Origin of the sequence: Mesorhizobium sp. M0715, assembly GCF_040320355.1 — a bacterium.
Classification (GTDB): Bacteria; Pseudomonadota; Alphaproteobacteria; order Rhizobiales; family Rhizobiaceae; genus Mesorhizobium.
In genome coordinates, this window is the sequence record NZ_JAMYPL010000012.1 from 38557 (window position 1) to 65009 (window position 26453).

Genomic DNA, 26453 nt, shown 5'->3' on the forward strand with positions numbered 1-26453 from the left:
CAGAGTCCCTTTGGTTTGCTCCCTTCCCACATCATTTGGACATGAGGCCGTCGGCGAGTTCCTTCGGCGTCTAGCGCGTTATGGTCGGAGAGCACGCTGTCGGCAGCAAGACGCCCGTCCTGACGGAAATGGGATGGCCGCTGCCTGTTTTGGTGGGGCTTGGACCGGGGCTTCCTGTGGATCTTGAAGAGCGGCCAATACGAAGATCTCGACGGCTCCGCCGAGCGGGTCCTTATCGATCGGGAAGAGCCGCGAGGCTGAACCGGTTGGCGGCGCCAACGACTGTGCGGATGCTGGTCGTCAGTCGACCGAATCTTTGCTGGCGATTGCCCGCGTCATGACGATATCGGCGCGCGTGCGAAGAACGGATCAGCCACAATGCGTTGCCGAACCTTTGGCCAGGAGGGGCACGCGATTGGGAAGCCGACCATTCAGAATGCCCAGACATGCAGACGTTTTCACGGCAATCGACCACTCGACCGTGAACCCGCCGCTGCCGGGTTTGTCGAGCCTGGTTGATCCAGATCAGCGTTATCTCTTCATCGGCATGGTTTCATTGACCAGGCTTCCAACGGAGAACGCATGTCTATCGAGTTGGGGAGATGAGCGGCAAACCGTGGGTGATTGCGATGCTTCAAAAGCGCTTCGTATCGAAGATAGCCGCTTTGGCGGCACGCTGATGGCCGGCTATGTCGACACATTCGACATCATTGTCGTCGGAGCTGGGCCGGTCGGACTTGCCTTCGCAGCATCGCTCGCCTGGAGCCGACTCAAGGTGGCAGTGGTTGAACGGCAGTCGCTCGACAGCCTGGCGAATCCGGCTTTCGACGGTCGCGAGATCGCGCTGACCCACGCATCAGTGAGAATCCTTCGCGAGCTCGGCGCCTGGGATGCCATCCCCGCATCGGACAAATCACCGCTTCATGGCGCGCGCGTGCTCAACGGATCCAGCCCTTTCGCCCTGAGCTTCGATGCTCCCAGCGGATCTGGGGAACCACTCGGATTTCTGGTCCCAAATTGTCGGATCCGCGATGCCCTGTTCAAAATTGTCCACTTCCAGGATCATGCCCGGCTGCTGTGCGGCAACTCGGTCGTCAATGCAACAAATAGCGAAGACGAGGCGGTCATAACGCTTTCTGATGGCAGGCAATTGGCCGCTCGGCTGCTCGTAGCAGCGGATTCGCGTTTGTCCGCGATGCGCGACCTGCTCGGCATTGGCGCCAACATCCATCCGCTTGGCCACTCCATGCTGATTTGCCGAGTGAGGCACGAGCGCGTCCATCACCAGATCGCGGTCGAATGGTTCGACCACCATCAGACCATAGCGATGTTGCCGCTCATGGAAGGCGTGTCGTCGCTGCTTCTGACTTTGCGCTCAAGCGAGGCCGACAGACTGTCTGCTCTCGATGACGAATTGTTCCGCATGGAATTGATGAACCGGTGTCGAGGACGCCTCGGGCAGATGACCCTGGCAAGCACCCGCCATGCCTATCCGCTGGTCACGACCTGGGCGCACAAGTTCTCGGCTCCGAGTGCGGCACTGATCGGCGATGCTGCCATCGGCATGCACCCGGTGACCGCGCATGGCTTCAACATCGGCCTCAGCGGCCAGAAGCAACTCGCTCATAAAATACTGACAGCATGTCGCGCCCGCCGCGACATTGCCGATCCCGACATGCTCGGCAGATACGAAAGCCGGCTGCGGCTGTCGGCGGGGCCGCTCTATCATGCCACCAACATGCTTGTCGGTCTCTACTCAAGCGAGCACCCGGCGGCACGGCTTGCAAGACATGCTGGGCTCCGCTTTGCCCAACATCTTCCCTTTGTCCGCCATGGCATTTCGGCCATGCTCAGGCGGTGAATCGCACAGAGCGCTGCCGCTCTGGAACGCTGTCTCGGCGAGGCTTCCTTGTCTTGCTGGCGCGCGTCGTCGCGGGGCAAGGCTGTCTCCTGGTGACGTTGCCGATCATGGCATGATTCGGATCAAGGCACGCGCGCGGGCGAAGCCTTGATGATTCGGCAATGCAAGCCAAAGGTGTGACCCGAAGCATGGTGAGCGCACTGGTTACCCTCGCTGGGTAGTTAACCCGTCCTTCAGTGGGCTTGCATAGATTTGGTCCTCGCGAACAACGACGCAAGCAAGCTGGTCCATTCATGGCACCCCTAAAGGAAGAAGAATCGCTGGAGGCCAAAATCCGTCAGGATCAGCTTGCTGACCTGAGGGCCGGGCTCTTCGTGTCGATGCCGATAAGCGCGATCCTGTCAGGCCTGATTTGCGCGGTGCAGGCCCTTTCTGGCGGCGGCTTTGCCGCTGCAAGCTGGTTCCTGGTCGTCAATGCGCTAAATGCCGCCCGGCTTGCACTCGCCCGTTTTCAGCTAAAGGAAACGGGGCGCCATCAGGATTTGCTTGGCGTTTTGCCGCGCCTTCGCATGTTTGGCGTCCTTGCCCTTCTGGCAGGGTTTGCCTGGTCCTTCCCGGCCGTGCTGACTGTTGGATACACAACACCACAAGCACCGATGCATCTGGTCATACTGGCGGGCATTTCAGCTGGTGCGGTTACATATGGCAGTTCGTATGCCGCGGCGGCGACCAGCTTCATCACACCTCCACTCCTCATCACGGTGGCGTGCCTTTTGGCGAAAGGCAATTTTGAACGCTACATTCTGGCTTTCACCGTTCTGCTCTTCATGGGCGGCTTGGTCCGAGCTTCGTTTGTTGGGCAGGCGCGCTTCCGCGAAGCAAGCCGCCTGAGACATGAGGCAGAGCGATTCGCGTCGGAAATGGAGCGCAACTCCAGGGAGGACCATCTGACCGCCCTTCTCAACAGGCGGGGCCTTGAACACGCCATCGGTCGGTTCAAGACCGCGGATGGCCCCTTCGTGGCAATGCTGATTGATCTGGACGGCTTCAAATCTGTCAACGACACCTACGGTCACAGGACCGGTGATGAACTGCTTGTCATGATCGCCCGCCGCATAGAGCAGGAAGCACCCGAAGGCTCAACGCTCGCTCGTATCGGCGGCGATGAATTCGTGCTGGTTTTTCCCTCAACGAGAGCTTCGCTTTCTGCCAGTGATCTCGCCTCCAATATCATAGCCAAAATTGCTCGCCCCTATATCGAGGTCGCGTCCGTTCGGGTCGGGGCATCGATAGGGATATACTTGGCGCAGACGCCGAGCCTGACTGAAATGTTGTTGCGGGCGGATATCGCCCTGTATACGGCCAAGCGCCATGGCAGGAACGAATTTTGCCTGTTCGATGCCGAACTCGACAGGGAACTGCAACGTCGCCAGTCGATCGAACGGGATCTTCATTCGGCGATAAAGACGGGAAGATTGCAACCTTGGTTCCAGCCGATCGTGAAACTCGAAACCGAGACGGTGGTCGGTTTTGAAGCCTTGCTGAGATGGTCCCATCCGACGCATGGTGCCATCTCTCCACCCGAAATCATCACGGCCGCACGCGAAACCGGAATGCTTCAGCTGCTGACGCAAACCGTATTCGCCGACTGTTGTGCTTTTATCGACGGCTTGGTGAAAGCTGACTGTCGTAACATTCGTGTGGCGATGAATGTTTCCCCTCGCGAACTGGAAGCCGGCGATATCGACGACATGGTTCTGGATGGTCTGGCGGCAAGAGGCCTGCCTGCGACGATGTTCGAAATCGAGATTACCGAAGAATCGCCGGTGGACCCGGACAGAGTGGATGAAAAGCTCGGACGGCTTTCACATGCCGGTATTTCCATCGCGCTCGATGACTTCGGCACCGGCTTTTCTACCTTGGCATCTCTCAAGGACCGTCGGATACGCAAGGTGAAAATAGACCAGGGCTTCATTCGCGGCCTGGCCAAGTCCCGAGAGGACCGACTGCTTGTCAAATCGGTCATCGAACTCGGTGACATGCTCGGGATCGAGGTCATGGCCGAGGGCGTCGAAACAGAGGCGGATCGGCAAACCCTGCACAAGCTTGGCTGCCGAACCGCTCAAGGCTTCCTCTTCTCCAAGGCTGTGCCTTTGATGCAAGCACTGGAAGTGGCAGTCAAACAGCACGCGAACCAGTTGTGACCGCTCCCGCCGCGCCGGCCGTCGCGGCCGTGCGCTGCCGAATTTGGCTACAGAGACTTGCCTGCTCGAAACACGTGGCAGTGGGCGTTGTGCATCAGCCGGCGAACAGTTCCTTGTAGCCGGTCGTCACCATCCAGTTCGCACGGTCGATATGGCTGCGAAGAGCTTTGCGGGCGCGGACCGGGTCAATGGACGGGTCGATGCCGAGAATGCGCTCGGCCATCTCCTTTTCGCTGGCATTGTCGGCGCAGGCATCCAGGATCCGCAGGTAGATTGTGAAATGCTCCCTGTCGTAGCTCGTGAGGTTCTCCGACCAGGGGACTTCATCGCTCAAAGTTGAGCTTCGAGTCTCATCTGTTCCCATTGGTCCATTCATGCCTGCGAACCTCGCCTGTGAGCGCACGCAGTATATCCCAAAATGGGATAATCCGAAACCGGGATTAGTCGCTGATCCGGTCTTTACCCGACCGGTTCGCCTCCATGCCCAAATCCCTTCGATCGCCCCGCCACCAGCGGTTTCTGGCCCAGCTGGTTTCGCTGCGCAAGGCCAAAGGCCTGACCCAGGAGCAGCTGGCTGACAAGCTTGGTCGTCCCCAATCCTTCGTGGCCAAGTACGAGGGCGCAGAGCGGCGTCTCGACGTCATCGAGTTTCTCGACATAACTGCGGCCATTGACGCTGATCCGTGCGAGATTCTGTCCAGCCTCCGGTCCTAGCGGGCGCGCCGCATCTATCATGATCCGGACAGGAATATTGTCTAGGACAATGCCTCAATTTGTTGAAAGGCGAGCGCTGGTTTTCGGAGGAAGCCGCGCGCACGGCGGCGGTGCCTTTGGGTTCTCGACGTAACTGCGCCGCCTGACCATGTGCGAAAAAACTTGGCGCGCGCCCGCGCGCCTGACGACGCGCACCAGGTGCTCGTGAACCGAGCCCGCTTTTCTTCGGCAAGCTCAGGCGGTCTCGGCCATTCGGCTTCGCCCCTTGGCGTGGGCAGCCCTTCGGGCTGTGACGGCCGCCGCCCTTGCGGGCGGCGCGGTTTGTCTGTTGGCCTTTCCCGGTGGCGCGGGGGGGGGCGGCACTCCCTTCTAGACCCGCTGCGGCAGCCCGCAACCCTTCGCGTGCCGCTCAGGGTCCTCCTCTTCGTTCCGGTCCTTCGGATGCGGTCCGCCTACTGGGCGGGCCCTTCCGGTCGCGACTCGCCGCCCACCCCGCTTCCGGGGAAAGGCGCGGCGATTGGTGAGCGGAGGATAACACATGCGTGCAAACAGCAAGCGTACCACCAGCGGAGAGGCTGGCGCAGGCAAGGGCAGGCGCCCGGGCGCCAGCCTCTATCAGGAGATCACCGACCGCATCATTGCCGAGCTGGAGCGCGGTACCGTGCCATGGGTCAAGCCATGGGGCAGCGCAAAAGCAGGCCTCGGCCTGCCGAGGAATGCGTCCACGGGGCGCAGCTATTCCGGCATCAATATCCTCATCCTGTGGGGCGCCGTCATCGAGCGCAGCTATCCCAGCCAGAATTGGCTGACCTTCCGGCAGGCGCTTGCCCTGGGCGGCAATGTCAGGAAAGGCGAGCGCGGCACGACCATCGTGCATGCCGACCGCTTTGTCCCCAAGGACGAGAAGGAGCGCGCACGCCACGAGGGCGATGCACCACAGGCCGTGCCTTTTCTGAAGCGCTTTACCGTCTTTAATGTCGCGCAGTGCGACAATCTTCCGGAACACCTCCATGCCCCCGCCGAGCCGCTGCCTCAGTGCGAGATCGCGCCGCAGGCCGAAACGCTGATTCGCGCCAGTGGTGCGGATTTCAGGGTCGGCGGCGATCGCGCTTTCTACATGCCGGGCAGCGACCACATTCAGGTGCCGCCGCAGCCGGCGTTCCATCAGCAGATCGACTATTACCGGACCTGCTTTCACGAGCTTGGCCACTGGACCGGCCACCCGACGCGGCTTGCTCGCGACCTCTCCGGCTCCTTCGGCTCCAAGGCTTACGCGCGTGAAGAATTGGTCGCCGAAATCACTGCCGCCTTCGTCTGCAGCAATCTCGGCATCGAGCCGACCGTGCGTCACGCCGATTACATCGGCTCATGGCTGAAGGTGCTGCGCGAGGACAACCGCGCTATATTCCGTGCCGCCAGCCTCGCTTCGAAGGCCGCCGATTTCCTGCTTGGCCTTCAGGCCGATGCCGAAGGCGAGGCGCAAGAAGGGACTGCGGCATGACGATGCCCGATGCTCAACTGGCCACGACCGAGCCGACGCCGGATAGCGAGGAGATGCCCATTCACGACGGCGCCCGGGACTCACCCGCCCCGATGCAGAATTATGCCGATCTGCATCGCCAAGGTGCGCCCCGGGTCGCAGCGCGCAGCCAACGAGACGGTGACTGCCAGCCTTGCCGGCTGCAAGGCTGACGCCGCATTCGGCAAATGCGGCACAAGCTGTTGGCCTGCCCGGTGGTGGCCAGCGGCAATCGCGACCCCTTGCTGCCGCCGGCATGTTCGCGCGCAAGGTGGGCGCTCGGCGACGATAATCTCGTGCGCGTCGTGGGCATATGGTGGCAACCGGACGATGCCTTTCGATCGCTTGCGCGACGAGGAAATCGCCGATTCGATGCTCACCGAGATCGGCGGCAAGAACATCGAGAAGCCGCCTCAGCTTGAGGCCTGGCTGCCGCGCTGGGTGAAATTCCCGGCCGAAAGCTACACCAGCCGCGAGGCCTTCCTATTCGCCGATCTGTGCGCAAGGAAGCAGTCGCTGTTCGTGGCGAATAGTCGATCAGGGCCCGAGCGGCGTTTTCTCGAGTACTGCCGCTAAGGACGCGCGCGCCGCTCCGGGCCGCGCCGGCTCCGATTGATCGTCTTGCCGAGCCAGTGCCGCGTGCGATAAATTCCAACGCCAATTCGCCCCCATTTCGGCAGCCCCGCACCGCCCCGGATTGCTTGCTGAGGCGCCAGGCGCATGGGGCCAATTGTACATCCGGTTGCCGAGAGAGCCTGCGCCGCCGGCCCCCTGCATAGTGCCGCCTGCTTATTGTGCCCCCGATCGCGCAACCTGTCTCCATTGTGTCTCAGGGACCATTCCCCTGCGCCTGGCTTGACGACCTATGGGCGGATCCGGCCGGCCCGAAACCCTCGCCGGCAGCTTTTTTCCCCGCCGCCTGCGGCGGCTTCCTCGCGCCGCTTCGCTTCAAAAAAGCTCCCCGCTCGGGTCCTCCGCTATCGCTGCGGCCGTGCCGGTTCCGGCGGTCCGGACGCGCCCATCACGGTCCGCCATCGCAGGGGAATGGTCCCCTGCGAGCACCAAGAGGAGACTGAAAATGACCGCAATCGGATACGTCACCAAACAGGAAAACGGCGGCTACAAGGGCCAGCTCAAGACGCTCAGCGTCCGCGCCGACATCGACATCGTGCCCAATCAGGCAAAGAGCGCCGACACCCATCCCGACTTCCGGGTGCTGACGCAAGGGGTCGAAGTGGGTGCGGCCTGGATCCGCACCGGCGAGACCTCCGGCAAGGACTATGTGAGCCTGTCGATTGCGGCCCCCGAGTTTGGCCCGCGCAAGCTCTACGCCAATCTGGGCCGCGCCGCCGGCCAGGATGACGACGACACTTACGCCATCATCTGGAACCCGGTCGACTGACCGGCCGACCCGCAAAGCCCTGCGCCGCCAACCGGCGCAGGGCCTCTCTCAGGACCGGTGAGGCCGCCGAAGGGGCGGCGAAAACTCGCCCCCCACTCTTCGCCCGTCCCCAAAACGATCTCGCTCGCCGATCCTCGCCTCGCTTGCCCGTAACGAACCGAGGATCATCATGGACGACGAAAACGAACGCGCAGCCCGCGCCAAGAAGGGCAGTCCGTTTCTCAACACCGCGCAGGCGGCCTTCTATATCGGGCTGTCCCAGCGCACGCTGGAGAAGATGCGCCTCAAAGGCGGTGGCCCACAATTCCGCAAGCACGGCCGCTATGTCCGCTATCACATCGACGAACTCGACGACTGGTCGAAGGGGCACGCGCAGGAGACCGCGCCCGAGGATGGCGCGCACGAATCCGGCTCGGCCGGTGAGGGAGGCCGCTCATGAGCCGGCGTCCCACCATCCGTCTGATCGGCAGCCATCTGCGGCGCATTCGAGCCCGCAAGACGATCGTCGTTGCCACAATCGGCCTTGGCCTGATCGGCTTCGCCGCCTTCGGCAAACCATCGCCCTGGCTGGTCTGGAACGCCTCGGCGAGTGCGCCGGTCGGCCTCTATCGCGTCGCATCCAGATCGCCCGCTCGTGGTGATCTCGTACTCGTCCGCCCACCAAGACCGGTTGCCGATCTCGCCGCCGAACGCTTCTATCTGCCCAGCAACGTGCCGCTGGTTAAGCGCCTTGCGGCGCTGCCCGGCGAGCATGTCTGCACCTTTGGCGACGCCATCATCATCGGCGGCGAGATAGCCGCGCGCCGGCTTGCAACCGACACGCAGCACCGTCCGCTGCCTTGGTGGAATGCATGCCGAAAACTCGCCGCCGACGAGGTTTTCCTGCTCGGCAGCGATAAAGATCGCTCGTTCGACAGCCGCTATTTCGGGCCGGTGCCGACCGAAAACATCATCGGGAGGCTCGTGCCGCTATGGACCGAGTGACCCTCCTTATGCTGAGCATGGCGTGTCTCGCACCATGCTCCTGTTCCGCCGCGACCAACACGAAGCCGGTCGTCATCTCCCATAGTCCGCAGCTTGCAAGATGGCAGCCCTTCGTAGCCGAAGCAAGCCGGCGTTTCAGCATTCCACAGACCTGGATTTATGCCGTCATGGATGCCGAAAGCCGGGGGCAGACGACGCTCAATGGGCGGCCGGTCACGTCGAGCGCCGGCGCCATTGGCCTCATGCAGGTGATGCCAGACACCTACGAGGAGTTGCGCGCAGAGCTTGGCCTGGGAGCCGTCCCGCACGACCCTCGCGACAACATTCTGGCAGGCACTGCCTATCTGCGCGCCATGTATGACCGCTTCGGATTTCCAGGCCTGTTTGCAGCCTATAACGCCGGGCCGGAGCGCTACGAGCAGCATTTGCAGCGCGGGCGACCGCTGCCTAGCGAGACGGTTTCGTATCTGGAAGAGATCAAGGCGGCGGGCATTTCGGCCGCCGATATGGACGCGCTCACCGGCAAATCCCGTTCCAAAAGCGCGCCGGGCATCCCGTCCGGGCAGTCGCTGTTTTTTCTCCGAAACGGTGTTTCCGTGACCGGCCCGAATGGCCAACTCCTGGTGCCGCTCGGATCGGAGCGAGCAAGATCAGGCCGGCCGGATCGCAGGTGAGGGCAGCGGCTAGCGTGGTTCGGGCGGGGGCCAGGGGGGCATGTGCGCGGAAGGCAAGATAAAGGCAGCGCCTCCTGGAGGCGGCCAAGTGTTTGTCTGCACATCGTTTTCCCAGGAGGTTGCCTCCGGGTCCAGGAGGGTCTGGCGGGCAAGCCTCTGATTTCGCTGCTGGTTCATCGGAGGCCGCATGCAGGATGACGAATTCACGCCGAAGCTCGGCAAAATTGGCTGGCGCGGCTCGAAGGCGGGCAAACGCTACGCTGGCCAGGTGCAGGCCGCGGTCAACCGAGCAGGCGGCAGGAGCGGACGCGGCAGCCGCTTCATCGGAAGCCGGGTGGGGCGCGGCGGGGCCGCTGCCGCCGTTCTTAGAGCGCGCGACCGCCACGCGGCGTTTCGGCAGCGGCGCGCAGTCGTCAAGGCACGCATCGTCAAGCTGGCCGGCAAGGGAGTAGACGGGGCTCGTGCGCACCTCCGCTACCTCCAGCGCGACGGCGTCACCCGGGAAGGCGAGCGTGGCGAGCTCTACGCTGCCGACAATGACCACGCGGACGGCAGGGCCTTTCTCGATCGCTCGAACGGTGACCGTCATCAGTTCCGCTTCATCGTCGCCCCTGAAGACGGAATCGAGTATGATGACCTGAAGCCGCTCACCCGGCGCCTCATGGCGCAAATGGAAGAAGACCTCGGCACCAGGCTAGACTGGGTGGCCGTCGACCATTTCAACACCGGCCATCCTCACACCCACATCATCGTGCGCGGCAGGGATGATCACGGCGAAAACCTCGTCATAGCGCGGGACTACATCTCCTCTGGCTTGCGCGAGCGCGCAGCCGAACTGGTTAGCCTCGACCTTGGCCCGCGCACCGACCGCGAGATCGAGCAGCGCTTGCGCCAGGAGATGGATCAGGAACGCTTCACCAGCATCGACCGGCAGCTGATGCGCATGCGCGACGATGAGGGGTGTGTCTCACCGGCCGGCCGAGACACCTTTCGCCAGACGCTGCACCAGGGCCGCCTGCGCAAGCTCGAGCGGATGGGCCTCGCCGAGGAGATGCCTGCCGGTCGCTGGCGCCTGGAGGATGAGCTCGAAGCCACGCTACGCCGCATCGGTGCGCGCGGCGACATCGTCAAGACCATCCATCGCGAGCTGACCGGCAAGGGGCTCGTCCGCAGTGCCGCCGACCATCTTATTCACGATCGATGCGACGGGTCGGCTCAAACCGTGGTCGGACGTGTCGTCGGGCGCGGGCTGGCCGACGAAATCACTGACCGCCATTACCTCGTCGTCGACGGCGTGGACGGCAAAAGCCACTATTTTGATATCGGCAAAGGCGAGGCCACCCAACCGACACCAGAGGGCTGCATAGTGCGGGTCAAGCCGAGGGACACCGGGCCAAGAAAAGTCGACCGCACAATTGCCGGCATCGCCACGGTCAACGACGGGCGCTACAGCATCGATATCCATCTCAAGCATGACCCCTCGGCCACTGAACGCTTTGCCGAAACGCACGTGCGGCGACTGGAGGCGATCCGCCGTGCGACCGGTGGCGTCGAGCGCGAGCCGGACGGCACATGGACAGTCGCGCCCGACCATCTCAACCGCGTCGCGGATTATGAGCGTCAGCGAGCGAGGGCCCAGCCTGTTGTCGTCGACAAGCTCTCATCAATGCCGCTGGAGAGCCAAGTAGGCTTCGACGGCGCCACCTGGATCGACCAGGAGCTGGTATCAGCCCACCCTGAGTCCTTGCGCGACTCTGGCTTCGGTCGCGAAGTACGTCAGGTCCAGGCCCGCCGACAGCAGTGGCTGATCGCGCAAGGTCTTGCCCATGATGCGCAGGATCGGGTCATCTATCGCGCCAACATGCTTTCAATGCTGCGCCAACGAGAGCTGAACCGTGTTGCCAGTCAGCTCTCGGACGAACTCGGGCTCTCGTATTCTGAAGCGCAGCATGGCAATCGAATAGACGGAACGCTGCGCTGCTGCGTCGAGCTCGCCGGCGGAAAATACGGTGTCATCGAGAAATCGCGCGAGTTCACGCTGGTGCCTTGGCGGCCGGTGCTTGAGCATCATATCGGCAAGGAGGTGTCTGGCGTGGTGCGCGCCGAGGGGATTTCCTGGACGATCGGACGCCAGAGGAGCGGGCCCGGCGTTTCGTGAACTGGCTATAATTTATTTGTCCGCGTTGAAACACATACTCAGCCCAGACGGAGTTCCTCCGCCTGCTGCTTGCTCGCAGCATTCATTTGGCGGAGAGTCAGTGTTCTGCATTTTGTAGTTCGCTCTGTCAAAAAGCGCTGGGAATATGCATCATGTTCTGCGTTGACACGGAAGGCGCGCCGACAGGTGCTGCGGATCGGCTCCCGATGGGCTGCCAGCTAGAAAGGTGGGCTGACTCGTGACAGCGCAAGGGGCTCTGGCGGCCGCGGTACGGCGACGCGAGTTCTGGCATCGAGGATGAAGCCGCACTTCCCGATCTTATTCTACTCGCAGGACCGGCAGACGCGGCGGTCGCCCGTGCGAGCATGCTGTTGGCCCTGGCGTGAACTGGCAGTCCGTCCCGGGGGGACTTTGTAAGGGAGAAAACTAGGCGGAAAGAGGCGCGCGGCTCGTCTCCCCAGCAACCCGCCTTGCGGATTCCTCCTCTGCCCGCTTCGCAGACGGGGATACCCTCCGCCCCCTTGCTATTCGTTGCCCGCCGCTATGCAAAGGACAGGCGACCTGAATCCGTGCTCAAGCCGATCTGGCGGCAGAGAGGGGGGTCTCGGGCTGAACATGGGACCCGTGATGGACATAATTGCCACGCGAATCCTCATGCTCGCCTAACCGGCCGGAACGATTTGCAATCCGGGCAGGCTCAACAAATTAAGGAGTAGCTCGTTCCGTGTCCAAGCCCAGACAAGTCTTGATTTTCTCACGGGCGCGATACAAAAGGCACAGGCTGGACTTGGCTGCCGGGGGCGGGGCTTGTCGACCGCTCGATTGAAAGTGAGATGCGAGGCGGAGAATCACCCATGTGCAGAGCGGCAAGGCGCTCGCCTATGTCCCTGTCATTCACCGTTAGTCGATGGTTTAGACGAAGATAGTCCGTCCATGTCGGCGTGCGGAATGTCTCGGTCCAAAGCGTCGACTTCTGAAGGTCGCGCTGGAGGGTCCAGTCCCGCGCACCGGCGCGGCTCTGAACGCGCCGCCTTTCGCGCATGCAGCTCAGAAATTCATCGATACTCTCCTCGAGTATCGAGTACTCCATCTTGATCACGATCGGACCGCTCCTGGGCTTCAAAGGGAGGGCCAGTTCTGGTGGCCTGAAGTCGACGGCCGCTTGATCCGATTCCTCCCATAGCCGCACCGGCAATAGCTTTCCCACAGCCGCGACCAGCAACAGTGCCGCTGCAGCACCTTCCAAAGCCCACGTCAGCGAATAGTACTGCGCGACAGCACCCCAGATCCAGCTACCCGCTGCCATGCCGCCGTAGGTCAGGGCGTAATAGATGGACAGAGTGCGACCAACGACCCACCTTGGGCTTGCCAACTGCACACACACGTCGGTTCCGGTCCAGGTGACAACCCAGCCAGCGCCACCGATTGCAAGCGCGATCGCCGCCACAGCCACCGACGATGTGAGGGCCATCAAAAGGCAGCACGTTGCGCAAGCAACGGATGCGAGCGTGATCAATCGGTTCTGGGACGTGATGCGTCTCAAGTAGCTGCTGCCAATGCCGGCGATGAAGGCGCCTGTGCCGAAGCCGGCCAATAGCACGCCGTACACAATTGGCCCTCCCGCCAGTTGGTCGCGAACCAGGAGGGGGAGCAAAGCAAGGATCGAGATGCTTGATAGCCCGAACAGGGTTGCACGCACGATCGCCACTCTGATCTCTGAGGATATCGCCGTGAATCGCATGCCATCATGAATGGCCGTAGTCATCCGCTCGCGCGGAAGAGGCGAAGAGCGAACTTGCCACTGTGAGCGCAAAACAGCGCTCAACGGGACCAGGTCACTTAGCGCAGCGAGGGCGAAAGCCGTAAGGGGGCCCAGCAAAGCTAAGATTACACCGCCCAGCGCCGGTCCTATGCTCCGAACCACGTTGTACCCCACCGACATCAGCGTCACTGCAGCGGGTATGTCGCGCTTTTCCAGGATATCGCCGACCGAGGCGTGCCAGGCTGGATCGTTCAAGGCAAAGCCGCATCCGGCCAAGAAACTCAGTCCCAGGATCAGCCATGGACTAGCAAAGCCCAGTCCCACAGAGAGTGCCAGCGCCGTGGATGCCAGTGCGATCAGGCAGTGTCCGGCAAGCATCACGCCACGGCGGCTGAAGCTGTCTGCAATGGCTCCAGCAAGGATCGACAAGAAGAACGCGGGCAGTGTCGATGCAGCCTGTACGAGCGCAACCATCAGATCGGAGGCTGAAATCGTGGCCATGAGCCAGCTTATAGCCACGCTCTGCACCAGCCAGCCAAGGCTGGATATCTGCGTGGCTGTCCAGATAGAACGAAAGACCGGGTTGTGAAGAGGGATCAGTGTGTTTGCCGCAAAGCGCGGAGGATCTTGACGCCGCATCACTTCTCGCCTCCACTGGGTGTCGTTCTTCCGCTCATTTGCTTGCAGCGGTGCGGCTCTGTGCACTGACTGCGTCACAACGAAGTTCCGAGATCGCGCTCGCAACAAGGACAATGTGGCATCCACGGTGCTGATGCGCGTTGAGGTACCAACCTGGCCGTTAGCTGATGGGTCCCGCAGCCCGCTTGGTGCGGTCAGTTCTGCCCTGCGACTCTTGGCTTTGGACGGTGCTAGCGCCCCGATGGCCGGCTTGTCAAACTGCCGTAGTGCCAGCACATCCATCCCATCTGTTGACCGCGATCTCCGACGAGGTTGAGCATCAGCAGGTCAACGGCAAAATCCGGGTATTTCCGCTTCCGGTCGGGCGCGTGGCCATCGTCCAGAAACCCGAAGACGTTCATCACCCATGCGACCACGCGCCCGAGACGATGCGACACGGCGGTAGCGGTTCACCAGAGGACGTGCGTTCTACTCAGCAGGAACATTGTTCTGCCGATCGTCGGCTGCGCCAGCCGCCACATAAAGCGGCGCCAGAGTCTTGCACCCGTCATTGGACTCCCGCTTTGCAGGTTTCGCCTAGGGCCTGCATCAGGTCATCGATAATGTCCTGAGGATGTTCAAGCCCTACAGAAATTCGCAGCAATCCACCTGGCGCTTTGGACTTCGCACCTTCAACGGATGCGCGATGCTCAATCAGAGAATGCGTCCCGCCAAGGCTTGTCGCCCGGACAACAATCTTCAGGCGGCCGGCCACGGCCATTGCAGCATCGGCTCCGCCCTCGACGATAAAAGATAGCATCGCTCCGTAATGGCTCATTTGCCGCGTAGCAAGATCGTGTCCCGGATCAGTTTGCAGACCAGGAAAGAGCACTTTTTCGACGCGGGGATGAGACGCCAGGGCCTCGGCCACTTTCTGGGCGCCTTCGCAATGGGCGCGCATGCGGACCGGCAATGTCTGCAGACCCCGCAACGCCAGCCAACAGTCGAAGGGCGCTGCGACGCTGCCCTTGTGTTTCTGGACCATCCGCAATGGGCGACCGAGGGGTGACGCGTTTGGGACAATGACGACACCGGCCATCAAATCCGAGTGGCCGCCAATGTACTTTGTCGCCGAGTGCATCACCGCGTCTGCCCCGATTTCGAGTGGCAGTTGAAGCACTGGGGTGGCCCACGTATTGTCCACCACCGCCAAGGCGTTTGCCTCGTGCGCGATTGCGCAGATGGCCGCAATGTCGACAACGCGGATCATCGGGTTTGACGGCGTCTCGATCCAGACGAGGCCAGTCCGCTTCGATGTCACCGCGGCGCGCAAAGCGTCCAAATCGCGCATGTCGACTGGGGCAAAGTCGAAGCGAGACCCAATGTCGGTCTCTTCGATCAGCGAACGAATGCCGAAATACATGTCATCCGGCAGAACGATCCGACCCGCCGACGGATGGCTCTCGAATACTGCAGCGATTGCGGCCATTCCCGAAGCGAAGGCGATGCCGTCTTCCCCTCCCTCAAGCGTCGCCATGGCCGCCTCGAACGCATTGCGTGTAGGATTTCCATCCCTTGTGTATTCGAAGCCGGACGGAAATGACCCGTTGACGCCGCGTTCGAACGTCGTGCTGGTGTGCAGCGGCATGGATACGGCCCCCGTGGACGCGTCGACCCCTCGGCCGCAGTGGATCGCCTTCGTCTCAAAACGCATCGGTTATTTCCTTCCTAACGGGCAGTTGCAATTTCGCCCCGGTCATTATACTGACCGCAATAGGTGAGCCGAGGTCCTAAGTCAATATAATGACCGATGTTACGACAGCCTTTGATGCCGAGCAGGTCCTTGGGCAAGCGATAGCGGCCCGGATCCGAGACTTGAGGCGTGACCAAAACCTGACCCTGGATCGACTGGCTAAACTAAGCGGCCTGTCCAAGGGAACCGTGGTCGCGCTGGAGCAGGGTAGGGCGAACCCCAGTATCGGCATACTGTGTCGGCTGGCGGCGGCGTTTTCGCTCTCGGTGGCCGATTTGTTGAACGAGCACCCTTCCACGGTGTGCCTTCCCATCGAGCGGACAGAGACCAGGAGGCTTTGGACGAGCGCCAAGGGAAGCTCTGCACAACTGCATTCGTCGACCTCGGGACGCACGATGTTCGAATTGTGGAGCTGGGTCATTATGCCGGGCGACGTGTTTTCCGCGGATGCTCATAGTCCGGATACGCGCGAGTTGATCTCGGTCAGTCAGGGTGCCCTGAGCGTTGTGGTAGGTACCCATGTGGTCATTTTAAGCGAAGGCGAGAGTGCGCGGCTTGTCACTGACCAACCGCACTCATACGCGGCGGCATCTGATGTGCCCGCCCATTTCTCGATGGCGGTTCTTGAGCGCGGTGGACACCGAGATCCGGGGCACTCGTCGACGGCAGCGAAGATTCAGGAGCCCGTTCGGTAAGGCTCCGCCGATTACTAGCAACCGCACATTCGCGACAGGAGATAAACCGTTGTACGTTCCGCCTCATTTTGCCGTCCCTGATCAGAACGCCCTGTTCGAGCTTATCGAGAAACACCCGCTTGGTATCCTCGTCACCCAAAGCAAAGGCACACTGGACGCGAACCACCTCCCCTTCGAGCTTGACCGCTCGAAGGGAGACAAGGGCGTTCTCAATTGCCATGTCGCTCGCAAGAACCCAGTCTGGGAGGAAGTCGCCAATGGCGATGAGGTTCTCGTAATCTTCCGTGCGGCCGACGCTTACATCTCGCCGAACTGGTATCCAAGCAAGCATGAATTCCACAAGCAGGTGCCGACGTGGAACTATCTCGTCGTCCATGCCCACGGACGCATCACTGTCCGGGATGATGAGCGGTATGTGCGCCGCAACGTGGCGAAGCTCACTCATATGCAAGAAACCTCGCAGCCGGTCCCATGGAAGATGGGCGACGCGCCGAGGGACTTCATCGACACGATGGTCAAGGCAATCGTCGCCCTGGAGATCGAGATCACCGGCCTGGTTGGAAAATCAAAACTCAGCCAGAACAAAGACTTGCGCGACATTCAGAACCCTGGTGAAATGCTGCGTGCCCAAGGGGCCATTGCGATGGGAGAAGCGATGCTCGCGGCTGCGGCGGCCAAATCCCAATAGCATTTGTCTTGTCCGGACAAAGCCGCTGGTGCCGGCCTCCGACGGGTCACCTAGCCCGCCTTGACGCACGGCAATAGCTTTTGACGGCCTGAAGCGACGCTGTGGTCACCGTTGTGATACTTTCCCACGCGCCTGGTCAGGCGGCAGGATTGCTCCGTAGTGGCCGACGGGTTCGTTTCAGTCGCCTGCGCCCCGTTGTATGTCGGCGACCACCCGCTACCGGTCTTGAATGAGGCGCAATCGCACGCGTTTCGAAGCCACGTACCTTGGGCGGCAAGCTCGACCATGCACTCGACGCAGCTCCCAAGTGGCGGCGCCGTCAACGATCTCCTTGAACCTGCGGAACTTGCCTGAAAGCACTTCTCTTACGGGAGATGATTGGCTATGTCGCCGAACCGATGATGGGGATGGTGGCGGGCGCCGCCCTAGCGATCAGACCCGCCTTGCAGCGCAATGGCTACCCGGGCCCGACCGGGAGATGCGGGCGGGACTGTGAACTGCGGAGACGGAGCGGATCGGCATGGAGCCGTGACCGCTTGCGGTCTGGCTCTGGAACGAGTTAACGAAGCGCGGACTTCCGATCGTGTCAAGCGCCGCCCTCTCGATGATGCCGAACAAATCGGGCCCCGACGAGCGGCGGGCCTTGCCAGATCGGACGGACCGGATGGTTTAAGCAGGTTCGCACCAAGAGCCACGGCACCTGTGTCGTGCGGGTGCTGCTGTCGGCACGCGACCTTCTCGTCAGCCTAGTAGGCAAAATCGAGAACAGATGCCTGGGCTTCTTAAGGCCTTCGGCGTCGTATTCGGCAAGAAGATCGATGCCCAGGTGATCCTACACATGCTCAGGATCCAGGCGACGCAGGTCTACCATGATCCGCTGCGAGCCCTTTTCGACCCCAGCAAGCATCACGGCGCTGACGAAGGAGGAGTTTGTGGCAGCAGCTTGGGATGTCGTCGGCCGCAAGGTCAGCAAGACACAGATTCTGATGGATATTTTCGAGACGGCGCGCCCATCGATCGGATTGCCGCTGCCACTTGATGCGCCTGCCATTCGCATGTTCCGGATGGTCATTGACGAAGCACGCAGCCTGATCCGGCACCGCAATGAGATCGAAGCACAGGCCGACGATCTGCTGCGGCACAGCCAGGATTATCAGCTCCTGCGACAAATCCCGGGCATCGGACCGATCAAGGCATTGACCGTCATTGCCGAAGCCGGCGATCTTCGCCGCTTAGGTCATCATCGCCAGTTTCTAAAGTTCTGCGGGCTGGACCTCTCGACACAGAAGTCCGCTCAATATCGAGGCCAGACCCTAGCATTCCTAAGCATACTGACCAGGGCGACCTCGACCCCCCTAATCACAGCGGTGAGCTCGCAGGCGGGGTCGATGAACACTATTGATTGGCCGAGCTTGAGCGGCATCTCTATCACATTGATAGCCTATTAGGCTGGTCCGGCGTTTGATCGGACCCATGATCCATCCGAGCAGCTTGTGAGGGATGCAGCCGAACCAGGCGCTGCTCCCACAGTCTTCGCAGGTCCTCCATCAGAGCTTCATGCTCAGCTTGATCCGGCGCAATTATATTGAGGTGATCGCTTAACACGGCTTCGCCCTCAATCCGCATCAGCAGATTAAACAGGTCATTTGAAATTCGCACACTGTCAATGCTGGAGTGGTTCGGAATAATCTCGCAGACAGTCTCCTGATGATCTCGCGCTGTGTAAGCACGGGTTTGATGGAGGGAGACTGAGGGAGGCAATGAAATCGAAAGCGCAGTCCAATCCTGCAGCGTTGCAGCCCGTTTTTTTACCAGGAAGGGCCCGACCACAAGTCCATCCAGCTCTGTCGTCAAAAATGTGGCAATCGCGTCTGCAACCGTATCCACGATCGGTTCAGCATTGTTGTTAAAGGACGTATTGAGCAGAATTGGAGTGCCTGTCCGCTTCTTGAACGCATTGATGACCTCCCAGTAAGCGGGGTTGGCATCGCGCGATACTGTTTGCAGCCGAGCCGTACCGTCGACGTGCGTAATGGCACCCAACAAGGCGCGCTTTGAGTCACGCACGCGAACGACGAAATTCATGAATGGAAATTCGTGTTTACCGTCCGGGAGGTCGAAAAATTCGCTCGCATCCTCTTCCAGCACAGATGGTGCGAAAGGCCTATAGCCTTCGCGCTTCTTGACCATGGCATTGATCCGGTCCTTGTTTGCAGCGGGCCGAGGGTCGGCAAGAATGCTGCGGTTGCCCAGCGCACGTGGCCCAAACTCCGAACGACCCTGCACCCAGCCGATCACGGCGCCGTTGGTGATCCAGTGGGCTGCACTGCTCGCTATGTCATAAGAGCGTTCAACCTCGAGATGTCCGGACCATGCATTCAGTTCCTGTTCCACGGCGCGGTCGCTCCCGAGATCAGGACCCCAATAGACCTCCTGCAGTCGCTCACGCGGCGCGGGGCGGCCCATCTCGTTAGAGACTATCAGCGCAGCTCCCAATGCGCAGCCAGCGTCGTGAGACGCGGGTTGCACGAAGATGTCTTCGAAAAGCCCTGAATACAGCAGCTTGCCGTTCATCGTGCAGTTGTGGGCTACCCCTCCCGCCAGACACAACCGCTTCATGCCGGTGGCCTCACGGTGGTGCCGGAGAATGTGGAACACGATCCGCTCAAGCGCTTCCTGCAGTGACGCACTCACATCTCGATGCTGCTGGGTGAAAGGCATTCCCTTTCGCCTGATCTCGATGTTGCGGAGCAACGCCGGACCGATGCGGTCGAGGTGAACACGGTAGCCACCGTTGGCGGAGAGCTCGTAGAACTGCTCGAAGAGCTCGCGATAGGGAGCGGGGTCGCCATAGGGCGCGAGTCCCATTACCTTATACTCGTCGAACATGCCGTAGCCGAGACAGCGGATCGTCTCGAGATAAAACAGCCCAAGAGAATTGTCCTCCGGGAAAGCCTCGATTTGCGTAATTTCTGTGCCAGACCCTACCGCCACAAGGCCCGACAGGAAATCACCACAGCCATCAATCGCTAGAATGAGACTTTGTTCGAAGCCCGACATTGCAAAGGCGCTCACGGCGTGCGCCTGATGATGACCTACGAATGAAATACGCGAACTGTCCAACTTAGTGCCGAACTCACGCGCTAACAGGTTCTGCACCAACATTTTAGCATCCAACGGAGTGGAGAGAATGTCCGGTTGGGAAGCGGACATACCTTCAAGCATGGCGTTGGCATAGGGCTCGCTGGCGTAGACCGCGACACGATCAATGTCGCTGAGCTGAACCCCGGCCGTCGAGAGACAGTATTGAATCGAACCACTTGGCAGCTTGTTCGAGTGCTTGATTCGATTGAGGCGTTCCTCTTCTACGGCGGCTATCACCTTTCCGTCTCGGACGAGCACCGCGGCGCCATCGTGCATAAAGGCGTTCTGACGCTCGAATCGGTTTTCATGGACTTGGTCAAGTCCGCCGCTGATTCCTAGGCACAGCATTTCTTTCTCCAGATAGTAACGGGAAGCCAAATTGGCTTACCTCGACTGTTTCCAACTAAATAGGCCGTGTTGTCGCCTGCAGCTGCGACCGCCCGTCAGGCATCAGCGGCATCGAAGAAAGCCCCATAAACGATCAATGAGATGCTTCGACTGTGACGCCCACAGTGCCATCACGCCGAGAGCTTGGCTGGATCATCCAATCCTGAGCGGCTGCTGACATGTATCCGGCGATGTTGTTTTCATCGGCAGAACCAACTTGCGATGCCGCCTGTCTTGGGAAGGGCGGCCGTCGACGAATAACAGTACCGCCCCCGTGAACTGGCCCGATTTCATTCTCCGAAGCGACCATGGTCGCACCGCCCGACATTGTCGGCCAGTTGCAACTCACTTTCTCGGCACGACCTCCACTGCACGTCAGGGCGCATCGAAGATTTTCTCCTTTGGATTATTCCTAAGGCAGCTTTCGTCACGCGATAGAGCAGCGTGTGATTGGTGCGTGAGGCTCTTTTTTGTCCATGCACGATTCCGGAAGAGTGATGAAATCGATTGTTTTGATCAAAGTCATCCACGCTATGAATAACAGCCGCAGCACATGCGTTTTCAAAGCGCTTCAGGCTTCCCGGATGGCTACTCCGATGTGAAGCGCATGGCATTCCAAGCGCTCTGTCAACCAAACGATGAGTATCGGCGTCGACCCTCATTGCCTTCGTCTTCGCGACTCCGTGACAGCGGCTGGCATTGTGTTTGTAGGGCATCGGGCGAAGATCATGTCGATCGGCCATCTCGCCTGCCTATCGGCAAACCCTTGAACAATGATCCACGCACCAGCGCGATTGTGATCACGAGCGCCTCTGAGCTCGGGAGGTTCGGTTTTCTGAGGGTTCCTGGGTCTCCGAAGCGATGGAGGTAGCTAGCCTTCCTGGTGCTATACGGTTGTGCTCTTCATGGAGTGGACGCGTTTGCGTCTCGAAAGCGGTTCTTCAGTGGAACCGGCGCCAAGGCCCGTCTGTGGTCGTTCAAAACACGGGGTGCCGTCTCCAAACCGGATATTGGAGCGGGCAGCCGCCGGAATTTGACCAATGGAAATGAGCGCCTGTCAGGAGGCGTTCGAAAACGGCGCGATCTTCATCGCGGCTGTTTCATGGTGTCATTCCTGACATGTTCTTTATAATCGGCAGCTTGCGGATAGTCTTGCCCGTCGCCGCCCGTAGCGCGTTGGCGACGGCCGGGCCGATCGGCGGCACACCTGGCTCACCAACTCCCGTGGGCGGCTCCTCGGACGGCACAATGTGCACCTCGACTCGCGGCATCTGCTCGATCCTGAGCGGTGTATAGGTATCGTAGTTCTCTTGGTCTACGACACCGCCCTTCAGGGTCAGCTCCTCCTGGAGGATCGCGCCTAGCCCGAAGCCGATACCGCCCTCCATCTGAGCGCGAATCTGGTCAGGATTTATCGCGGTGCCGCAATCTACCGCGCAGACGACGCGGTCGACCTTGAAACCATTTTCATCGTTGAGGGTGATCTCCACCACATCGGCGACATAGGTCGAGAGGCTTTCATGCAGGGCCACGCCGCGGAAACGGCCTTCCGGCAGAGGCTTGTCCCAGCCTGCCTTCTCAGCAGCCACTTTAAGCACGGCGGCATGCCGTGGATGGTGACCGAGCATTGACAAGCGGAAGTCGACCGGATCACGGTTCGCAGCGGCGGCGAGCTCATCGATCAGGGTTTCCACCGCGTAAGCGGTGTGGGTGGAGCCTACCGAACGCCACCACAGCACCGGGATGTTCACGTCCGTGGTGGTCAGCTCGACCTTCAGGTTCGGGATCGCATAGGGCAGGTTGGTGGCGCCCTCTACGGAGGTTGGATCGATGCCGTTCTTGATCATCGCCGCAGAGGTCGAACCGCCCAAGACCGATTGGCCCACGATGTGGTCATGGAGAGCGACGACATTGCCTTTCTTGTCGAGCCCCGCCTTGACTGCGTGCACATAGGCCGGCCGGTACCGCCCACCCCGCATGTCATTCTCGCGGGTCCACTGCACCTTCACTGGCTTGCCGCGTCCCAGTGCACGCGCTGTGGAAACAGCTTCGATAATGACATCTGCATCCAAGACCGCGCGGCGGCCGAAACTGCCGCCGGTCTTCATCACGTGCAGCCTCACCTTGTCCGGCGTGGTGCCGCCTACCTGAGCGGCAGCCGCCTGATAAAGGTCGGGCATCTGGTGTCCGCCCCAGACGTCGATGGTGCCGTCTTCGTTGATTCGGGCGGCCGCGTTGAGTGGCTCGATCGAAGCATGGACAAGATAGGGGAATTCGTAGTGCCCCTCGATGATTTTCTCAGCACTGGCGAACGCTGCGGGAGTGTTACCGTCGTCGCGCGCGGTGGCCGCGCCCAGATCGTCTGCTGCCTTGTTGTATTCGGCCATGATCTCGGCCGTGCCGCGCTCTTCGGCCTTCTCCTCGTTCCAGGTCACCTCCACGAGGTCGCGGCCCTTCAGCGCCGTCCAGGTGTCCCTGCCAACCACGGCAATGCCTCGCGGCGTCTGGACGACATCGACAATGCCGTCGAGTGCCTTGGCCTTGGTTGCGTCGAAGCTCTCGATCGCGGCGCCGAACTTCGGCGGATGGATCATAACGGCCGTCTGGAGTCCCTCCATCATGAGGTCGATCGTGTAGGTCTGCGCGCCGTTGGTCTTGCCGGCGGAATCGTAGCGCTTGAGGCTGTCCGATCCGATCTGGGCCCACTTGTCGCGCGGCTTTAGCGGCACGTCGTCGGGAACCGGCATTCCCGCTGCGGCTTCAGCCAGGTCACCGTAGCGCGCCTGCATCCCTGAGGCGTGCGACACGACCCCGGAAGCGACTTTGATCTCGCCGGCTGGCACGTCCCACCGCTGCGCCGCGGCCGCCACCAGCAAGGCCCGTGCGGCAGCACCCGCCTTGCGGTAGCGTTCCCACGACGAGCCCATCGACGTGGAGCCACCAGTTGCCTGTGCGGCCCCGCCCCAGGCGAGATTGCCGTAGAACGCGGTATTGCCATATCCGCCGACCACGTCCACCTGCGCCCAGTCGCCGTCGAGCTCTTCCATAACCAGGGTGGCGATGCCGAAATAGGAGCCTTGTCCCATCTCGAACTGCGAGGAGTGGATGATGATTCGGTTCTCCTTTGTGATCTCGACATAGGTCTGGAAGGGGTTCGCCTGAACCTTTGCAGGGGTCGTTTGTGCGATGTCGGGCGCGGCCAGCACTGGCCGGTAGCCCACTGCGAGGCCGCCGGTGGTGACGCCCGCGCCGACGAGGAACCAGCGGCGCGTGGGCCGCACGGCAGTATGCTTCGAGAGAAACTGCGACATGCCTCAAGTCTCCAGCCGGTTGGCGGTCTCGTGGATGGCCGCGCGGATGCGATGATAGGTGGCGCAGCGGCAGAGGTTGCCGCTCATCGCCGAATCAATATCATCGTCCGTCGGCTTAGGCGTTTCTGTAAGGAGGGCCACGGCCGACATGATCTGGCCAGACTGGCAATAGCCGCATTGAGGTACGTCGAACTCGGCCCACACGGCCTGGACCGTTTCGCCTATCTTGCCCGACACACCCTCAATGGTGGTGATCGAGGCTCCTTCGATGTCGCCGACTGCGGTCTGGCACGAGCGCGTCGGCATGCCGTTAACGTGAACCGTGCAAGCGCCGCACTGGGCAAGCCCGCAACCGAATTTCGTTCCCGTGAGTCCGATGACGTCACGGACCGCCCAGAGCAGCGGCATCTCTGGATCGACGTCGAGTGTTCGCGCCTCGCCATTGAGGGTAAAAGCGACCATTGCTTGCTCTCCTTGTCCTGAGCTGGCTATCTCGTTGAGCCTCCGCCCGCCTGGCAACCGAGCTCTTGTTGCTGAGGCCTAGCGACCACACCGTAGGAACGCGCAGCTCAAGCAACAAGCCGCTAGGTTGGCGAGTTACGAGATCGTGAAGTGGGTCGTGTCGAAAGGCTGGAGGCAACTGAATGTCATTTTTTGGGCGGACAGGCCGCTTTAGGCTGGGTTACACGAGACTGGACATTCGGGTCGTCGCGAACATCGACCGCTGGTCGGCCGCGTCCGGCAGGGCCCTGATTGGCTACACGAAATGAAATGGGACGACTATCGATGGGGGCCTACCTCGACCCGCAACCTCCACGACTGGACCCTCAGGTTTCCGGCTATCGTCCCGGGCGGTGGCCGAGCTCGGCGCCTCGGACGCGATAATAGACGGTGAGGCGTTCGTCGTTGACCAGAAGGCTTGTCGCGCATTCCCAGTCTTCAGCGGGCTCTTGGCCGCGGCGGGAGACGTCAGGACCATGCTTGCCGGCTTCGACCTGCTCAAGATCGACGGCGAGGGTCTTCGCGATCGGCCACTCGTCGATCGGCGCAAAGCGCTAGTTAACCTGCTGAGACGCCGCCAAACGGCATCGTTCTGAGCGACGAGATCAGCGGCGGCAGCGACATTCTCGCGCAAGTCTGCCAGTTCGGCCTCGACGGCATCGTCTCCAAGCTGCGTGTCAGTCCATATCGATCCGGCCGGCGCCAAGAATGGGTGAGACAAAATGCGTGCTGAGTGATGAGTTCATCGTCATCGGCTGCGAACCCGGCAACAGTTACGGCGGTCGGGAAGCGTGCTCTGGCGAATGTCGAGGACGGAAATCTGGTGTTCGCCGGCGGCATTGGCACCGGCTTCAATGCGCGCACCGGGCCGGAAGTAAAGCGCCGGCTCGATGCCATTCAAATGGGTAAACACCGATTCCTAGTTTGAAGGCGAACGGTGCGGCATGGGCGGAGTGCCCTGCGCAGTCTGTACCTCCGCAGTCGATTGTCGAGTTCGAAGGGGGTGTGATTGGCGTCGAGACCGCTCCAGCCATGGCTATCAGCACGCCGAGTGCGTTGTTTTCGATCAATTCTCGAAATGAGCGGGTAAATACATGCACTTCCTTTCACTTGCCGAACGGGGTTTGCTGTTCACCGGCTGGCATCCGATGGCAAACCTTTCAACGCGGCGGCGATCTGGCGCTTCGCTGCTGGGGGCAGAGGCAGGATGGGACGCGGGGGTTCGGCACTGCAAATGTCGAGCAATTCAGCGAGTGCATAGACGACGCGAAGGCTCGAGAACTCCTTGAAGACGCTCCAGATCGGGACCAGCGCGGCATTGATCCGTCGCGCTTCGGCCGCGTCGCCCTGTTGCGCCGCTGTGACGATCGTCATGCAGACCTCGGGCAGGATGCCCGCGAGGACGCTGTACCATGTGTCGGCGCCGGCGATCATGGCCTCGGCGGCGTTCCAGTCGCCGCTGTAGCCAATCGAGAACCCTTCCGGCAGTGTGCGCCTCTGGGCGGTCAGATGGTTCTTGATCGCATCGCTTTTGTCTGTCGGATTCTTGATGGCGACAATCCCAGCCACCTTTGCCAGGCGGCTGACAAGGGGTGGACTGAAATGGAAATGCGTCGTTCCTGGATTGTCGTAAACGACGATCGGCAGGCCACTTTCGCGCGCCACAGTGGAGAAATGTTCGAACACCTCGTCATCAGTAAGCGGGGTGTAGGAGGCGGCGGCAAGCAAACCCGCAGCTGCTCCAAGGGCCTTGGCGTCTTGCGCGAGCCCCACGGCTTCATCGGTGCGCAGCGCGCCCACACCCACCACGACCGGCATTTGCCCCGCCGTTTGGTCCAAGGTCTCGGAGAGCGCCCGCCGCCGTTGCTCGCGCGACAGATAGATGTATGTGCCGGTGCTGCCGAGAAGACCGATGGAATCGACCTGAGCAATGCCAAGCCGAGCAATCAGCCTGCGCAGGGCAACGCTATCGACGCGGCCGTCACGATTGGTCGGGGTGATGGGGAACGCGGAAAGACCGCTCAGGAATGCCATGGCAAGGCTCCAGATCTATGTGTGAGCGCAGAGGTGGCCGCACG

The 26453-nt window shown here is 61.1% G+C and carries 22 protein-coding genes and 1 pseudogene; 16 read left to right on the top strand and 7 right to left on the bottom strand.

The genetic code is table 11. From position 1 onward, the window contains the following. The first annotated feature begins 144 nt into the window (after positions 1 to 144). The 3 genes from ccoS to NKI21_RS16370 all read left to right on the top strand — a co-directional run bounded on the left by ccoS (position 145) and on the right by NKI21_RS16370 (position 4065). Positions 145 to 261, top strand: a complete 117-nt coding sequence (gene ccoS, locus NKI21_RS16360) for a cbb3-type cytochrome oxidase assembly protein CcoS (protein ID WP_084025756.1) — start codon at positions 145 to 147, stop codon at positions 259 to 261. A gap of 418 nt (positions 262 to 679) precedes the next feature. Then, positions 680 to 1861 (top strand): 5-demethoxyubiquinol-8 5-hydroxylase UbiM, encoded by a 1182-nt coding sequence (gene ubiM / locus NKI21_RS16365; protein ID WP_352866440.1) that lies wholly within the window; start codon positions 680 to 682, stop codon positions 1859 to 1861. A gap of 293 nt (positions 1862 to 2154) precedes the next feature. Beyond that, the gene (locus tag NKI21_RS16370; RefSeq protein WP_352866307.1) at positions 2155 to 4065 is read left to right on the top strand and encodes a putative bifunctional diguanylate cyclase/phosphodiesterase; all 1911 of its coding nucleotides are present in this window, start codon (positions 2155 to 2157) and stop codon (positions 4063 to 4065) included. Between the two features lie 94 nt (positions 4066 to 4159). Here the strand turns inward: NKI21_RS16370 and NKI21_RS16375 are convergent, their stop codons facing one another. Further along, complete coding sequence (locus tag NKI21_RS16375) at positions 4160 to 4441, bottom strand: DNA -binding domain-containing protein (RefSeq protein WP_081731037.1); 282 nt, start codon at positions 4439 to 4441, stop codon at positions 4160 to 4162. A 104-nt stretch (positions 4442 to 4545) separates the two neighbouring features. On the opposite strand from NKI21_RS16375, the gene NKI21_RS16380 reads away from it, so the two are divergent. From NKI21_RS16380 to rlxS, 8 genes are all read left to right on the top strand, one after another. Further along, entirely contained in the window at positions 4546 to 4779 is a 234-nt protein-coding gene (locus tag NKI21_RS16380) for a helix-turn-helix domain-containing protein (RefSeq protein ID WP_023735803.1), read from the top strand. 538 nt (positions 4780 to 5317) lie between these two features. Continuing rightward, a complete protein-coding gene (locus NKI21_RS16385; protein WP_023766617.1) occupies positions 5318 to 6280 on the top strand; it encodes an ArdC family protein in 963 nt (320 codons plus the stop codon). A 102-nt stretch (positions 6281 to 6382) separates the two neighbouring features. Then, the gene (locus tag NKI21_RS16390; RefSeq protein WP_352866309.1) at positions 6383 to 6874 is read left to right on the top strand and encodes a hypothetical protein; all 492 of its coding nucleotides are present in this window, start codon (positions 6383 to 6385) and stop codon (positions 6872 to 6874) included. A 502-nt stretch (positions 6875 to 7376) separates the two neighbouring features. After that, a complete protein-coding gene (locus NKI21_RS16395; RefSeq protein WP_023762782.1) occupies positions 7377 to 7700 on the top strand; it encodes a DUF736 domain-containing protein in 324 nt (107 codons plus the stop codon). A gap of 169 nt (positions 7701 to 7869) precedes the next feature. Beyond that, positions 7870 to 8139 (top strand): helix-turn-helix transcriptional regulator, encoded by a 270-nt coding sequence (locus NKI21_RS16400; protein WP_023735797.1) that lies wholly within the window; start codon positions 7870 to 7872, stop codon positions 8137 to 8139. Continuing rightward, the gene (lepB, locus tag NKI21_RS16405; protein WP_023762781.1) at positions 8136 to 8684 is read left to right on the top strand and encodes a signal peptidase I; all 549 of its coding nucleotides are present in this window, start codon (positions 8136 to 8138) and stop codon (positions 8682 to 8684) included. Before NKI21_RS16400 ends, lepB begins: the two co-directional genes overlap by 4 nt. A gap of 17 nt (positions 8685 to 8701) precedes the next feature. Continuing rightward, positions 8702 to 9358 (top strand): lytic transglycosylase domain-containing protein, encoded by a 657-nt coding sequence (locus NKI21_RS16410; protein ID WP_502895917.1) that lies wholly within the window; start codon positions 8702 to 8704, stop codon positions 9356 to 9358. A gap of 187 nt (positions 9359 to 9545) precedes the next feature. Next, positions 9546 to 11516: a relaxase/mobilization nuclease RlxS gene (gene rlxS / locus NKI21_RS16415; protein ID WP_352866314.1), complete on the top strand. Its 1971-nt coding sequence runs from the start codon at positions 9546 to 9548 to the stop codon at positions 11514 to 11516. Between the two features lie 754 nt (positions 11517 to 12270). Here the strand turns inward: rlxS and NKI21_RS16420 are convergent. Beyond that, positions 12271 to 13917 carry an MFS transporter gene (locus NKI21_RS16420; protein ID WP_023809301.1) on the bottom strand — a complete coding sequence of 549 codons (1647 nt, stop codon included), beginning with the start codon at positions 13915 to 13917 and terminating at the stop codon, positions 12271 to 12273. Between the two features lie 547 nt (positions 13918 to 14464). Further along, positions 14465 to 15610, bottom strand: a complete 1146-nt coding sequence (locus NKI21_RS16425; RefSeq protein ID WP_023740430.1) for a trans-sulfuration enzyme family protein — start codon at positions 15608 to 15610, stop codon at positions 14465 to 14467. Positions 15611 to 15699: 89 nt separating this feature from the next. Here NKI21_RS16425 and NKI21_RS16430 point away from each other — a divergent pair, with 89 nt between their 5' ends. The 3 genes and pseudogenes from NKI21_RS16430 to NKI21_RS16440 form a co-directional block, all read left to right on the top strand. Beyond that, the gene (locus NKI21_RS16430) at positions 15700 to 16344 is read left to right on the top strand and encodes a helix-turn-helix domain-containing protein (RefSeq protein WP_352866316.1); all 645 of its coding nucleotides are present in this window, start codon (positions 15700 to 15702) and stop codon (positions 16342 to 16344) included. A 49-nt stretch (positions 16345 to 16393) separates the two neighbouring features. Next, on the top strand, positions 16394 to 17032 hold the full coding sequence (locus tag NKI21_RS16435) for an FMN-binding negative transcriptional regulator (protein ID WP_352866318.1): 639 nt from the start codon (positions 16394 to 16396) through the stop codon (positions 17030 to 17032). 817 nt (positions 17033 to 17849) lie between these two features. Next, positions 17850 to 18345, top strand: a pseudogene (locus NKI21_RS16440) (transposase); the annotation flags it as partial. Between the two features lie 115 nt (positions 18346 to 18460). Here the strand turns inward: NKI21_RS16440 and NKI21_RS16445 are convergent. The 3 genes from NKI21_RS16445 to NKI21_RS16455 form a co-directional block, all read right to left on the bottom strand. After that, positions 18461 to 20524: a carbamoyltransferase family protein gene (locus NKI21_RS16445; RefSeq protein ID WP_352866443.1), complete on the bottom strand. Its 2064-nt coding sequence runs from the start codon at positions 20522 to 20524 to the stop codon at positions 18461 to 18463. A 1139-nt stretch (positions 20525 to 21663) separates the two neighbouring features. After that, positions 21664 to 23874 (bottom strand): xanthine dehydrogenase family protein molybdopterin-binding subunit, encoded by a 2211-nt coding sequence (locus NKI21_RS16450; protein ID WP_352866320.1) that lies wholly within the window; start codon positions 23872 to 23874, stop codon positions 21664 to 21666. Between the two features lie 3 nt (positions 23875 to 23877). Next, a complete protein-coding gene (locus NKI21_RS16455) occupies positions 23878 to 24336 on the bottom strand; it encodes a (2Fe-2S)-binding protein (RefSeq protein ID WP_023689394.1) in 459 nt (152 codons plus the stop codon). A 392-nt stretch (positions 24337 to 24728) separates the two neighbouring features. Between NKI21_RS16455 and NKI21_RS16460 the strand changes: the two genes are divergently transcribed. Both NKI21_RS16460 and NKI21_RS16465 read left to right on the top strand, forming a co-directional pair. Next, the gene (locus NKI21_RS16460; protein WP_023766628.1) at positions 24729 to 24971 is read left to right on the top strand and encodes an ATP-dependent DNA ligase; all 243 of its coding nucleotides are present in this window, start codon (positions 24729 to 24731) and stop codon (positions 24969 to 24971) included. 140 nt (positions 24972 to 25111) lie between these two features. After that, positions 25112 to 25303: a hypothetical protein gene (locus NKI21_RS16465; RefSeq protein ID WP_352582421.1), complete on the top strand. Its 192-nt coding sequence runs from the start codon at positions 25112 to 25114 to the stop codon at positions 25301 to 25303. 203 nt (positions 25304 to 25506) lie between these two features. Here the strand turns inward: NKI21_RS16465 and NKI21_RS16470 are convergent, their stop codons facing one another. Continuing rightward, positions 25507 to 26409, bottom strand: a complete 903-nt coding sequence (locus tag NKI21_RS16470; RefSeq protein WP_352752658.1) for a dihydrodipicolinate synthase family protein — start codon at positions 26407 to 26409, stop codon at positions 25507 to 25509. Between the last annotated feature and the right edge of the window lie 44 nt (positions 26410 to 26453).

Excerpts from the sequence above, each read along its gene's own strand:
- NKI21_RS16450 (WP_352866320.1), bottom strand. The coding sequence starts at position 23,874 with ATGTCGCAGTTTCTCTCGAAGCATACTGCCGTGCGGCCCACGCGCCGC.
- NKI21_RS16420 (WP_023809301.1), bottom strand. The coding sequence starts at position 13,917 with ATGCGGCGTCAAGATCCTCCGCGCTTTGCGGCAAACACACTGATCCCT.
- ubiM (WP_352866440.1), top strand. The coding sequence starts at position 680 with ATGGCCGGCTATGTCGACACATTCGACATCATTGTCGTCGGAGCTGGG.
- NKI21_RS16465 (WP_352582421.1), top strand. The coding sequence starts at position 25,112 with ATGAGTTCATCGTCATCGGCTGCGAACCCGGCAACAGTTACGGCGGTC.
- NKI21_RS16430 (WP_352866316.1), top strand. The coding sequence starts at position 15,700 with ATGACCGATGTTACGACAGCCTTTGATGCCGAGCAGGTCCTTGGGCAA.
- NKI21_RS16455 (WP_023689394.1), bottom strand. The coding sequence starts at position 24,336 with ATGGTCGCTTTTACCCTCAATGGCGAGGCGCGAACACTCGACGTCGAT.
- lepB (WP_023762781.1), top strand. The coding sequence starts at position 8,136 with ATGAGCCGGCGTCCCACCATCCGTCTGATCGGCAGCCATCTGCGGCGC.
- NKI21_RS16385 (WP_023766617.1), top strand. The coding sequence starts at position 5,318 with ATGCGTGCAAACAGCAAGCGTACCACCAGCGGAGAGGCTGGCGCAGGC.
- NKI21_RS16370 (WP_352866307.1), top strand. The coding sequence starts at position 2,155 with ATGGCACCCCTAAAGGAAGAAGAATCGCTGGAGGCCAAAATCCGTCAG.
- NKI21_RS16375 (WP_081731037.1), bottom strand. The coding sequence starts at position 4,441 with ATGAATGGACCAATGGGAACAGATGAGACTCGAAGCTCAACTTTGAGC.
- NKI21_RS16425 (WP_023740430.1), bottom strand. The coding sequence starts at position 15,610 with ATGCGTTTTGAGACGAAGGCGATCCACTGCGGCCGAGGGGTCGACGCG.
- NKI21_RS16400 (WP_023735797.1), top strand. The coding sequence starts at position 7,870 with ATGGACGACGAAAACGAACGCGCAGCCCGCGCCAAGAAGGGCAGTCCG.
- NKI21_RS16410 (WP_502895917.1), top strand. The coding sequence starts at position 8,702 with ATGGCGTGTCTCGCACCATGCTCCTGTTCCGCCGCGACCAACACGAAG.
- rlxS (WP_352866314.1), top strand. The coding sequence starts at position 9,546 with ATGCAGGATGACGAATTCACGCCGAAGCTCGGCAAAATTGGCTGGCGC.
- NKI21_RS16445 (WP_352866443.1), bottom strand. The coding sequence starts at position 20,524 with ATGCTGTGCCTAGGAATCAGCGGCGGACTTGACCAAGTCCATGAAAAC.
- NKI21_RS16395 (WP_023762782.1), top strand. The coding sequence starts at position 7,377 with ATGACCGCAATCGGATACGTCACCAAACAGGAAAACGGCGGCTACAAG.
- NKI21_RS16390 (WP_352866309.1), top strand. The coding sequence starts at position 6,383 with ATGCCGATCTGCATCGCCAAGGTGCGCCCCGGGTCGCAGCGCGCAGCC.
- NKI21_RS16380 (WP_023735803.1), top strand. The coding sequence starts at position 4,546 with ATGCCCAAATCCCTTCGATCGCCCCGCCACCAGCGGTTTCTGGCCCAG.
- NKI21_RS16470 (WP_352752658.1), bottom strand. The coding sequence starts at position 26,409 with ATGGCATTCCTGAGCGGTCTTTCCGCGTTCCCCATCACCCCGACCAAT.